Origin of the sequence: Oceanobacillus halotolerans (assembly GCF_010993955.1) — a bacterium.
Classification (GTDB): domain Bacteria; phylum Bacillota; class Bacilli; order Bacillales; family Amphibacillaceae; genus Oceanibacillus_A; species Oceanibacillus_A halotolerans.
On record NZ_WIXL01000001.1, the window covers coordinates 589,050 to 601,685 of the forward strand.

A 12,636-nucleotide genomic window follows, 5' to 3' on the forward strand; every position below is an offset into this window, starting at 1 on the left:
GGATAAGCCATCAGAATTTACCACATAACTGGAACTCCTTTGTGGTAGAAGGAAGTACACTTGTAGCTATTTCAGAGCCTGACATAAAATTGACCCATATGCTGTTCGTATTGAAACAAGTGATGGTCAAAAGTTAGGGTATGTTCCTGGTGTTCATGCTCAAGTAGTTAGTACGATGTTGAAAAACAATATATCGCTAACATTGAGTGTCAAAAAAGTTCAACCAACTATAGCCCCACAGTGGTGGTTACAAGTTACATTAAAGGGTAATTTAAACATGAACCAAAAGAATATATTTACAGAAAATAACTTAGATGACCTAATTTATAGAGTAGCTTAATTGAAGAAATTAGTGACATTTATAAAATTGGAATCATCTTAAATATAATGATGCATGAAGCTGTGATTTTTAGATAATTACAGCTTTTTTGCACGTTAGGAAAGTATAAAATTTTAGCTAAGAAGTGGACTCGACATAGCTAAAATTTTAATGTCCCAAGTATAAGAAAAACTAACACATTTGCTAAAGGACGAGCGAATGCGAGTTTTTCTAATAAAAGTTGGCTTTATTTTGTTCATATACAGGAATAGCCACGTCCAGCTCCAGCGCCTACCCCCTCGAGGTCATAAGTCAATCCTCTTTGTGGCAAAAAGCGCCACGTCGAGGCTTGGCTTATGCTTGTCGGGGGTGAACAAGGCGCTTGCGCTTTTGTTCGCAGATAGGAAAGTATTAAAAATTTTCCTACTGCATAAGTGCAACTAGGGCATTCGCCATTAAAGGCTTGGCGAATGCCAAGTTTTCTAATATTTCCACGATAGTACTACGGAATGGCCCCATCATTTCTATATAATCCCACAGCATAATTTCACTCCCGGTATCATAAACGTATTTATAATGACGTTTTCAATAAGGAGGAGTGACGTGTATTATCAACTTTATCAAGCCTATTTAATCATTCAGCGTTTATTAGCTAATTTCCCCGTTAACAATAACCCACTGGAACTGCGAATTTCTCCACTTTTATCCGAGGCAAATAATACGCTGCTAACAACCCTACAATTAATCCAACAACCCCAAGTGAACGAACACCATCTGAAGTATCTTTTATCCGTGATTTATCGAAATGATGAAGCATTAGATCCGCTGACACGTGCATGGGGAAGAGCATCGCTATGGATGGATAGTGCTTCACCTACCGTAATACATGAAAGGCTGAAATGGTATAAAGCGTATAAAAAGGAGCTCGAGCAACTGGTGCCAAATGTTAAATCCCTTTATGGAGAGGAAGAAGCAAGGTATATTGTTCCGCCATTATATCGGAAGGAGGTTGGTGCATAAATCATGTCATGGAAAAAACCAAGGGTAGATGTCAATCTGTATAGTCAAGGAGATGTTGATGACTGGAAATATAGTACATGCAATATTTGTTCTATTGGATGTGGGTGTTATATTGGGGTAAAGGATAATAAAATTGTTGGAATTAAAGGAAATGAAGATCACTCCATTAACCGTGGGAGACTTGATCCTAAAGGGGAAAATCAATGGTATGCAAACAATAGTCCTGATCGTTTAGTAACCCCACTGATACGAAAAGAAGGTCAGTTAGTAGCTGCTAGTTGGGATGAAGCGATGAATCTCATTGTGGAAAAGACGAAGGAGACCCTCCAAACAATTGGTTCTGATGGGATTTCATTTTATTCTACTGGACAGGGAACATTGGAAACATATTATACAATCGCCAAAATCGGGAGAGCTGGTCTTCGGTCTCATTTATTGGATGCGAACACAAGATTATGCACGGCAACAACAGAATGGTGCCTGTTTGAATCATTTGGTGCAGATGGTGTACCTGCTTCCTTTGATGACGTAGATCTAACGGATACGATGATGTTTTTTGGTCATAATCCTGCTGAAACAGGGACCGTATTTTTCGAGCGTATTATGGAGAGAAAACGTCGTACAGGTAAACCTTACATAATTGTCGTTGATGTTAGAAAAACCTTGACGGCAAAGGAAGCAGATTTATTTTTACAACTAAAACCTGGTACGAATCTCGCACTATTAAATGGGATCCAACATCTTATGGTGAAAAACGGATGGGTCGACGAAAGTTTTATTAAGAATCATACGGTTGGATACGAACGTATGAAGCATGCAGTGGAGCCGTGGACACTAAGTAATACAGTGGAAGTGACAGGAGTACCTGAGGAAAACATTCGGCAAGCAGCACAAATTATAGGGAAAACAAATTCTTTGGTATGTACGACATTACAGGGAACCTATCAAAGTGCAGATGCAACGAGTTCCTGTGTTGCCATCAATAATATTCACTTGATTCGAGGGTTAATCGGAAAACCTGGTAATGGGCCATTACATATGGCTGGTCAGCCAAGTTCGTCTGGTAATCGAACGGTTGGGGGAGTTGGTACATATCCTGGAAACCGAAATCCCTCTAATCCAAAGCATATTGAGGAAATGGCTAAACTGTGGAATGTCGAAACGTCTGATCTTGAGGTTGGACCTGAAAAAGGAATTGAGGAAATCATTCATTTGATGGAGCAGGAGAAAATTGGTTTATTTTGGAACATTAACACGAATCCAATGGCATCCTTGCCGAATAGGGAGAGAGCTCGAAAGGCATTTGAGAAAACTTTTGTTGTCGTACAGGATCCGTTTTTAACGGAAACGACAGAAGTAGCGGATGTCGTTCTTCCTCCAGCAATTTGGGGGGAGAAGGAGGGGACATTGGAAAATGCGGACCGAACGATAAATCTATTAACAAAGGCGGTTGATCCCCCGAATGGTGTGAAAAGTGATTTTGATATTTTATTAGATTTTGCCGAACGGATGGAATTGAAAGATAAAGATGGAAATCCTCTTATTGATTATACTACTCCAGAGGAATGTTTTGAGGAATGGAAGAACGTTTCTAAAGGTAGACCAAGTGATATGAGTGGGATTACGTATGAAAAGTTAAGATACTATAATGGCCTGCGGTGGCCAGTCAATGAAGAACATCCAATGGGGACTACGCGGTTATATACAGATTTTAATTTTCACACATACCCTGATGATGCGCAGAGCTACGGGAAGGATCTTTACACAGGAAGGCCGAGGACAAAGAGTGAATTTGAAGCAATTCAAGCAAATGGGAGAGCCATCATATATGATACGCATTATGTACCACCAGTGGAGCAGCCAAGGCATGAATACCCATTTTGGTTAACGACAGGAAGATTGGTTTGGCATTGGCATACAAGAACCAAGACAGGTAGATCTCCCTATTTACAAATGATTGCACCAGAGGGGTATGTGGAAATCAATATAGTGGATGCAGAACAATTGGGGATTTTACCAGGGGAGCTTGTCAATATAGCGACACCAAGAGGCTCAATCAACGTTCCCGCTAGGGTGGTAGACACTGTCCAACCGGGTTTAGTCTTTATTCCATTTCATTATGGGACATGGGAAAATAATCAGTCTGCTAATGAGCTAACCGTCGATTTCACAGACCCATTATCCAAGCAGCCTACATTTAAGCAGAGCTCATGTAGGATAAAACCATTACGAAATCAAGTAACGGTCTCAGAGAGTGGATCATTGGAGGAAATCGCTGAATTGAATGGGTTAACCTTGGAGGATCTTGCTCGTGTTAATCAATTAACACCACCATATCGAGCGGATATCGGGGATCAAATTGAAGTGCCACTTTCCCGAGTAAATGTTGATATTCCACCATATATGCCATACCGAAATATAGAAACGTTTCCACATTTTAATCAAGCCTATCGCTCACCTGATGATGATTAAGTGAGGTGGAGATGATGTTAAGCAGTGGTGCCTGTGCTCTGGATTGTAGGAATTGATAAGGATATAGAAGGAGGCAGTTGATATATAAAGAGAGAAGAATTAATATATCCTATTAAAGGGAAAATAATAAAATTCGTGCCAAATCGGATTAAAAGAATGATATAATCTTATGATATAGTTTCAAATCGGAATAAGCTACTGGGTAGTATATCTTTCCGACAAAATTAGACAAAATTCGGGTGGTGACAGGCACTATATGGTTAAGATTTACGTTCTTTTGTTACTTGTGATGTTGATGTGGGGGTTAAATGTTTCGGCGATTAAGGTACTCGTTGATGCGGTTGATCCGATGTTGTTAACATCATTTCGCGTCATGACCGCCGGGATTGCGGTACTACTTATTTGTTGGGTGATGGGGATTCTCCGCTTGCCTATGAAGCACGAGTGGCTCGTTATTTTCTCCATCGCTATTTTTAATGTTATTTTACATCATTCTTTTGTTGCGGTTGGCCTGGAGATGACATCAGGGATAAATGGATCATTGATTCTCGGAATGATGCCACTTGTTACCGTCATGATGGCATTTCTTATCTTAAGGCAACGGGTTACATGGCTGCGGGTTTGTGGTTTTATCTTAGGCTTTATCGGTGTTGTGGTGACAACGCTAACTGGTGCGGATGGCTTGGCCGCTGTATCCCTAGGTGACTTGTTCGTGTTTTTAGGAGTTCTTGTGCAAGGATTTAGCTTTGTGTTGATTAGTAAATTGAAGCCAACGTTTGATCCACGTCTCGCAACGGGATATATGCTCGTCATCGGATCGGTTTTCATCTTTTTATTAAGTCAGGCATTTGGATCAGGTATCCAAGAAATCACCAATTTGTTTGACTGGCATTTAGTATCTGTCTTTTTATTTAGTGCTGTATTAGCGACGGCATTTGGTCATATGACGTATAATTACGCTATTAAAAAGGTAGGACCAGCTGAATCGGCGATATTCATTAATTTGAATACCCTATTTGCCATTAGCGGGTCGGCTATTTTCCTAAATGAAACAATTACCGTAAATCACATTGTCGGATTCTTCTTGATTTTGTGTGGGGTATTTATTGGTACTGGTGCGTTGGAACATATTATCCGAAAACGAAAAACAGAGCGAGGAGCGGCATAGAGAAGGTTAGGGTTTGATCGTGCGTGAGTGGGCTCAGGTCACATGCCATGCGGGCGGTATGCGAGTGGAGTGTGGTGATGCTGTCGACGGGACGCTAGGTCGGGTCGTGGTGAGGTGGACTTGTGCGAGACCTGCGTAAAGTCGTGCAATTGCATCTCAGGTCGTGCGACAGTGAAGAGAACTCGTGCAAGAACAGGCTTAGGTCATGCAACAGCTAGCCAATGTCACGCACCATCCACATAAACTTGTGCAGTATCTCTCACAACTCATGCAACATAAAAAACGACTGATTTTTAAAATCGGTCGTTTTTCGATATAATATGATATGTCAGCAAGAATGACACCTACTCAATCAAAGGCATCGTTTTTAATGCTTGTTTTAAGGTGCTATATGTATCAATGTTTTTAAAGGTATCATTTAATTGACCGAACGTTTGTGCAACATCTGGTTGTATCCCAGAAACAGCGGGTTTAATCCCTAATAAGCTGAGGAGTTTAATAACTTGGTAGATTTGTTGTGCTATATATGTATCCATAACGGTGATTCCAGATAAATCGATAAACAAAAATTCTACTTTTGTTTCCACAATTTTTTGTGGGAGAGATTCATAGATTTTTTTCATGCGGAGTGTATCTACGCCTCCACTTAATGGCAAGATCGCAATAGAATCAGAAATCGGAATAATGGGTGTACTTAGTTCAGCGATCAGCACTTGTTGACTAGATAATTGTTGTCTCGTAATAACATAGTATAATTTTGCAAAGCGTGTATTTAACTGGTTAAAGGCAGTATTAATTTTCGAATGCCACTTGATGACATCTTCTTTGGAGACCTGGTTATCCTGTTGTTCAATAAAGTCGATTACAAATTCCATAAATGTTTCCTGTGCGACATTGAGAGCATGAATGACTTCAAAAATGGGGGTATCGGATTTTACTCTACTTTCCGCAACAATACTAGCCCATTCTTCTACATTTTGATCAAAGACTTCCTGTTCATCTAGAAACGCGCTAATCACGGTTTTATTTGTTAAGTGATTTTGTTTTCTCAACATCTCTTCTACACTTTTATCAGAATCAACAGAATAAATGGAGCCCTCCGATTTCTGTCTTTTATTTAACCATTTAGTTGTAATGGCAGGAATGCTGTCCGTTAAATAGTCGTATAGCGCCTTATCTAGTTTATTCATTCACTTTTACCCTCTTTTTTTAAATATTAGATTTAATCGCCATATGGTTAGATACGTAACATTTCCAATTAGTGGAAATAGTTTATATTATTTTATCATATTTTCGCCTTGAAGTTGATTGAAATGGTATAGGTCTTATGGATGGTTTTTAAGGTTATGTATTTAGAGGATGGATATGACCTAGGTGGGAGGCAGTCAGCACAAAGTAGTGCAAGGGTTGTGGAAGCTCGTGCGAAGATAACCTAAACTTGTGCGAGAACAGGTCCAGCTCGTGCGAGAGTGGCAAAATTTCGTGCAACACCGGCAGAAACTCGTGCGACATGAGCATAAACTCGTGCGAGAACCACATAAAGTCATGCGACATCACCACAAACTCGTGCAAGGATTGAGAAACTCGTGAGACACGTACATCAGTGCAATAGTAATTTTTCATTCAAATAACATCAGAACTAGGGTGCATTTTAAGAGTTACCGCAATTAATGGAAAAAGTGGACAAGGCTTAGCATCTTGTCCGTTTATTATGCTTTCTTCTTTTTTTCGTTACCTTCTGTTAGATAACATACTGCGCCAACGGCAATGCCTAATGCTGCACCACCAAGTACTTCGATTGGCATGTGACCAAGCATTTCCTTTAGTTCATTTTCTCGCTTTTTATACGCGAAGTCGGGATGCTTGTCTGCTAGCTTTTCCAACTGCTCATACATATCGTTTACAGCGATCGCGGTTTGGCCAGCCTGCCAGCGAATTCCCATTGCATCATACATGACAATTAAACTAAAAATACTACTGACACCAAAATCAATGGATGGGACCCCTCTTCGCAATGCGACATATGTAGTAAGGGATGTCACAGCAGCGGAATGAGAACTCGGCATATCGCCAGAACCGAAAAGTTTTTTCCAATCCCATGTGCCAGTTTCCATATAATTCAGGGGGACCTTCAATAACTGTGCTGTCCCAATCCCCGCTAATGCTGTCGTAATCGCTCGATTCCACATAATTTCACCTCAACTATTAGGGTGAGACAGAAGTGGAATTTTATACATAGGATCATTGTGGTGGTTGCGTTAGCTTATTTTCCTCCATTCCATTCATAAAACATACAGGATGAAATTGTATGTAACATTTCTTCCATTGACTACCTTTTCGTAAGTTGTAGTATACTTAACATGAGGATGGAGGGAGAAGTTCCAATGAAAACGAAACAACAACAGGAAATAGAACGACTGGAACGAGCGATTCATTATGAAACAGATCCTTTATTAAGTGAAAAATATACAGACCGATTAGAAAAGCTTCAAAATGGTGAAATAAACGTTAACCAGACGTTTAACAGAAACAAGTATAGACGTAAAACGACAGAACCTATCAAAAAAAGGAAGCCTAAACATCCATTATGGAAATTGGTTCAGCTTATTTATGGGATTTGTAAAGGAATACTAGGTATTTTGATTATCTTGGGGATAGGCGCCTCTTTAAAAATAGCTTATGATTGGTTTATGCATCCAGTATATTTTAATTGGATAGATTCGGCGAAAGAGGGAGCTTTTTTAACATTTGTTATCTTTTTTATTTTAGCGGCATTGAGTAGTAAACCAAAAGATCACCCTATGTCAAGTCGCGGTGGAGTAGAAGAAACATATTAAGGAGCTATACATTATGCTTATACAATGTACAAAAAAACTGTTAGACAAGTTAAACGTAAAACCTGGAGCACATCATTCAGGAGAAGATGCACTTTTCTCATGGCATGCGAATGTAGTGACCGTAAATCGTCGAAATGCAGTGGTGCTGATGAACGACAAAAACCGCTATGTTATTGTTTTGTATGGATTACGTGCAAAGGATTTTAACAAGCTAGATGAGCTTATTTTCGATGCCATTCAAAAAACATTTCAAGAAGAAGGAATAAAAGAAGACGTAATCAAACATGGAATATGTAAATAGGTTATTGAACAGTTATTTTTATTAAAGATTGATGCCGAAATTCGTTGAATAAGCTGATTTAGTAGGATCCTCCTTCCGCTATATGCCAAAAATCCCTTGTTTATAGCATGATACGTAATCGACATTCCACTATCCCCCATTTTTCCACTCCCAATCCATAGATTTAACACCATTATCGGAACGAGGATTCCACTTCGACTTCAAAAGCACTACTTTCCGTGTAATAGCAGAAAGAGGAACTGCATAGCTGATTTGGTAGGATCCTCCTTCCGTTATTTGAGAGACTTAATCATTTATTGAAATGATAGGTCTCTCTTTTTTTATGGTATTTATAATATATAAAAAATTCTAAAAGTTAGTTGACAACGAGAATATCACCATTTAGAATATAAATAAATAATATTTATCTGAAAATATAAATAAATCATATTTGTGATTGATTATTAACCTTTAGCATAAAGCACTAGCAGAACGAAAAGGGGATATAGCATTGAAAAACAGAAGTGAAGAAATTCTCCATAAAATAGGCCGGAAAGTTGTTAGTGGTGTAATAAGGCCAGGTGAGGTATTACCAAAAGTAGAAATACTTAGTGAGGATTACAATGTCAGTCGAACTGTAGTGCGGGAAGCGCTAAAAGGATTGTCTGCCCGAAAAATTGTCAGGTCAAATAAGCGTTCAGGTACAGTTGTATTACAACCAAAGGAGTGGCAGTGGTGGGATTTGGATGTCATGACCTGGTTAAGTGAATTTCAAGAAGCGGATGGTGAAATCCTTCTTGAATTAACTGATGTCCGGCTAGGTATAGAGCCGATCGCAGCAGCACTTGCTGCTCAAAATGCAACCGAATCTGATCAAGAATACATTACTGCTTGTTATCGAAATTTAGAAAACACGATTCAAGATACAAAACAGTGGGCGAAAGCCGATTATGAATTCCACTTAAGTGTTATTGAAGCATCACACAATAACTTAATGATCAGTTTGCTGCAATTGTTGCATAAAGGGTTGATTATAAGCCGTGAAAAAAGCTTTTCTACTTTACATGATGATGCGAATTTACAGTCAGAAAAACCAACATTAGAAGTATTGAAACGCCATAGAGCACTATATGATGCAATCTTAAGTGGTGATGACAAAAATGCACAGGAAATTATGACGAGTATGATTTTGCGTGCGAAAGAATTGCTAAGGCAAAGTCTTGGGAAAGACAGGTTGGGAAATTAGTCGAAACGGGAGAATAGAAGGAATCGTTTTTTTGAATTCGCTTTGCCTGATAATGGTTCAACCATGTATAGAAGACATAGATTTTCATTATTTTGTATGCGTTTACAATTTTAAAGGAGGAGGAATATCATTGAGTATTGTTAATTATGATGTGGCCATTATTGGTTATGGTCCCATTGGGAAGTTAGTTGCTAGTTTGTTAGGACAAAAAGGTTGGAAAGTAGGTGTATTTGAAAAATATACTACACCTTATGGTTTACCTCGTGCTGTTAAATATGATCATGAAGTGACAAGAGCTTTGCAAACAGTTATTCCAGATGACGAAATTAAACAAGTATCTCAAAAGGTACACGATTATTACGAATGGTGTAATGCGGATCGCAAAACATTATTAAAAATTGATTGGTCTCAGGATGGGATTTCAGGCTGGCCTGCAGATATGTTTTTTAATCAAGCAGATTTAGAAGTAATCATGGATAAGGCTTGTAAAAAATATCCAACAGTAGATATTCACTTAGGATATGAAGCGGTTTATCTTACTGAGCAAACTGATCAAGTATCTCTTATTCTTAAACAACGTGAGGATAAACAGGAAACTATTCAGGTTAATGCAAAGTATGTAATTGGTTGTGATGGTGCAAATAGTTTTGTTCGAGACAATATGGAGCATACCACAACAGATCTTGGGTTCTATTCTAATTTCCTTATCACAGATATTATTCCGAAAGAAGATATGGAATTTGATCCAATGAATCTACAAGTATGTGATCCAGAGCGTCCGACTACCGTTGTATCAGGTGGACCAGGTAGAAGAAGGTGGGAATTCATGTTACTCCCTGGGGAGACCATGGAGGAATTTAATAAAGAAGAAGTAGCATGGGAAATGCTCAAATCTTGGAATATTACACCAGAAAATGCCACATTGGAGCGATACACGGTGTATACTTTTAAAGCTAGATGGGTAGAGGAATGGCGTAAAGGAAGATTAATGTTAGCAGGTGATGCTGCACACTTAACTCCTCCATTTATGGGGCAAGGCATGTCTTCTGGAATCCGTGACGCTAAAAATATTGCTTGGAAGCTAGATCTTGTTTTAAACGGTTTAGCAGATGAGGCACTTTTGGATACGTACACAGATGAAAGAAAGCCACATATGAAGAAGTTGATTGATGCCGCAATCTATTTAGGTAAAATGATTTGTGTTACTGATTTAGAAGAGGCGAAAAAAAGGGATGAGGCCTTCCTTTCCGGGAATGTACCTGAGTTTCCTGAGTTTCCGATTATAACAGATGGCGTTATTTTTAAGGATGATAATGGTGAGGGGAAAAATGGTGCAGGAGAAGTATCTCTCCAAGCGGTTGTCAACTACCAAGGTAAAGTAGGGTTATTTGATAATGTTGTAGGTAAAAGTTGGACGGTAATTGGCTTAGACCATAATCCAAAAACAGGATTAAGTGGTGAGCAAATACGATTTATGCAGCAAATTGGAGCTCAGTTTGTGCAAATTTCAGCTAACCAAGAAAATTTACCAGATTCGGTAGCAGGGGATGTGGAAGGAAAATATAGTGAGTATTTTAGCAAGAATGGATTTAAGTCTATCGTGGTGCGACCAGATTATTATCTTTTTGGCGGAGCAACAACAGATGAGGAGTTATCTGTAATGGTAGATTCTCTTTCTAATTTATTAAGCAAAAAAGAAGTTGTAGTTAAACAGTAAAATGGTAATATTTTCTTATGATAGGATGCTGCTAGTTTCCCGCTAGCAGCTTTTTGTTCGGAAAATTCATGATACAATAGAACTATTAAAATATTTTAGGTGGTGGCTAAAACAATGAAAGTAGAACGATCCTATGCACAAGAATTAGATCAACAGGATCCATTACGTCATATGCGGCAGGAGTTTTATGTTTCAGATGATCAGATTTATTTTGATGGCAATTCGCTAGGTCTTTTATCTAAACGTGCGGAACTGGCAGTGCAAGATATGTTGGATGCTTGGAAGCAATATGCAATAGATGGTTGGTCAGAAGGGGAGCATCCGTGGTTTTATGTTTCGGAAAGGTTAGGCGATATGTCCGCTTCATTAATTGGTGCAAAGTCTGGAGAAGTGATAGTCACTGGATCCACCACGACGAATCTGCATCAGCTTCTGGCGACTTTTTTCAAACCAGAAGGAAAAAAGACAAAAGTTTTAGCAGATGAGTTGAATTTTCCATCTGATATTTACGCATTGAAAAGCCAGCTTCAGTTGAGAGGCCTTGATCGAGATGAACATCTTGTTCGAGTGAAAAGTAAAGATGGGAACAATTTGGATACAGAAGACATTATTAAAGCGATGACGGATGACATTGCCTTAATTGTGTTGCCTGGTGTGTTGTATCGAAGTGGCCAAGTGTTAGATATGGAAACATTAACCAAAGCTGCGCATGACAGAGACATCCTGATTGGCTTTGACTTGTGTCATTCGATTGGGTCTATCCCGCATGAATTGTCAGCGTGGGGAGTTGACTTTGCATTTTGGTGTACCTATAAGCATTTGAATGGCGGACCTGGCAGTGTTGGCGGACTTTATGTGAATGAAAAGCATTTTGGAAAAGAACCAGGCTTGGCTGGCTGGTTTAGCTCGTCCAAAGAAAAGCAGTTTGATATGGAGCATACGTTAACACCTGCACCTGATGTGGGTGCTTACCAAATTGGATCACCACATATCCTAAGTGCTGCACCATTATTGGGGTCTTTACAAATATTTGCTGAAATTGGGATGACTAAAATCCGGGAAAAGTCGTTGCGCCTAACACAATATTTGATGGAATTGATTGATGCAGAATTGAAAGATTTTGGGTTTCACATTGCCAACCCACGAAATGATGACGAACGTGGCGGACATATTTTCTTAGAACACCCAGAAGCAGCACGGATTTGTAAAGCATTAAAAGCGGAAGGAGTTGTGCCAGATTTTCGAAACCCAAATGGTATTCGACTTGCACCAGTGGCACTATATAATACATTTGAGGAAGTGTGGCGCATGGTGCAAATCTTGAAAACAGTCATGGACCAGAAACACTATGAAAAATATGAAAACAAACGTAGCGTTATTGCATAAAAAAAGAGGAGTGACAGCTACAGCGCTGTCACTCCTCTACTAAAATCAATCATCACGTGTTAACTGGCAGGCTGACTAAGACACCACGTCCTGAGCGTTGGAAACTCCCCATCGGATGAGTTAAACTTTATTGTTTTATCAATCTATAATTTGGATGAAGCCAGTTGGAAGAATGCCATGGAGGTGATGCT

11 protein-coding genes are annotated in these 12,636 nt (G+C 39.2%); 9 read left to right on the top strand and 2 right to left on the bottom strand.

The annotated features are described in order from the left end of the window. The first annotated feature begins 88 nt into the window (after positions 1–88). The 4 genes from GHC26_RS16155 to GHC26_RS02545 all read left to right on the top strand — a co-directional run bounded on the left by GHC26_RS16155 (position 89) and on the right by GHC26_RS02545 (position 4,979). Positions 89–340: an HIRAN domain-containing protein gene (locus tag GHC26_RS16155; RefSeq protein ID WP_404821763.1), complete on the top strand. Its 252-nt coding sequence runs from the start codon at positions 89–91 to the stop codon at positions 338–340. Between the two features lie 582 nt (positions 341–922). Beyond that, positions 923–1,339 carry a hypothetical protein gene (locus GHC26_RS02535; protein WP_163969661.1) on the top strand — a complete coding sequence of 139 codons (417 nt, stop codon included), beginning with the start codon at positions 923–925 and terminating at the stop codon, positions 1,337–1,339. Between the two features lie 3 nt (positions 1,340–1,342). Beyond that, positions 1,343–3,811 carry a molybdopterin oxidoreductase family protein gene (locus tag GHC26_RS02540; protein WP_163969662.1) on the top strand — a complete coding sequence of 823 codons (2,469 nt, stop codon included), beginning with the start codon at positions 1,343–1,345 and terminating at the stop codon, positions 3,809–3,811. 256 nt (positions 3,812–4,067) lie between these two features. Further along, positions 4,068–4,979 carry a DMT family transporter gene (locus GHC26_RS02545; protein ID WP_163969663.1) on the top strand — a complete coding sequence of 304 codons (912 nt, stop codon included), beginning with the start codon at positions 4,068–4,070 and terminating at the stop codon, positions 4,977–4,979. A 344-nt stretch (positions 4,980–5,323) separates the two neighbouring features. On the opposite strand, the gene GHC26_RS02550 is transcribed toward GHC26_RS02545, so the two are convergent. Next, complete coding sequence (locus GHC26_RS02550) at positions 5,324–6,169, bottom strand: STAS domain-containing protein (protein ID WP_163969664.1); 846 nt, start codon at positions 6,167–6,169, stop codon at positions 5,324–5,326. A gap of 519 nt (positions 6,170–6,688) precedes the next feature. Continuing rightward, positions 6,689–7,168 carry a divergent PAP2 family protein gene (locus tag GHC26_RS02555; RefSeq protein WP_163969665.1) on the bottom strand — a complete coding sequence of 160 codons (480 nt, stop codon included), beginning with the start codon at positions 7,166–7,168 and terminating at the stop codon, positions 6,689–6,691. A 195-nt stretch (positions 7,169–7,363) separates the two neighbouring features. Between GHC26_RS02555 and GHC26_RS02560 the strand changes: the two genes are divergently transcribed. The 5 genes from GHC26_RS02560 (at position 7,364) to kynU (ending at position 12,445) form a co-directional block, all read left to right on the top strand. Further along, the gene (locus GHC26_RS02560) at positions 7,364–7,816 is read left to right on the top strand and encodes a hypothetical protein (protein ID WP_163969666.1); all 453 of its coding nucleotides are present in this window, start codon (positions 7,364–7,366) and stop codon (positions 7,814–7,816) included. A gap of 13 nt (positions 7,817–7,829) precedes the next feature. Next, on the top strand, positions 7,830–8,117 hold the full coding sequence (locus GHC26_RS02565; protein WP_163969667.1) for a DUF6933 domain-containing protein: 288 nt from the start codon (positions 7,830–7,832) through the stop codon (positions 8,115–8,117). A gap of 490 nt (positions 8,118–8,607) precedes the next feature. After that, positions 8,608–9,342: a FadR/GntR family transcriptional regulator gene (locus GHC26_RS02570; RefSeq protein ID WP_163969668.1), complete on the top strand. Its 735-nt coding sequence runs from the start codon at positions 8,608–8,610 to the stop codon at positions 9,340–9,342. A 130-nt stretch (positions 9,343–9,472) separates the two neighbouring features. Next, entirely contained in the window at positions 9,473–11,059 is a 1,587-nt protein-coding gene (gene mhpA, locus GHC26_RS02575; protein ID WP_163969669.1) for a bifunctional 3-(3-hydroxy-phenyl)propionate/3-hydroxycinnamic acid hydroxylase MhpA, read from the top strand. Between the two features lie 114 nt (positions 11,060–11,173). After that, entirely contained in the window at positions 11,174–12,445 is a 1,272-nt protein-coding gene (gene kynU, locus GHC26_RS02580; protein WP_163969670.1) for a kynureninase, read from the top strand. Positions 12,446–12,636: the final 191 nt, after the last annotated feature.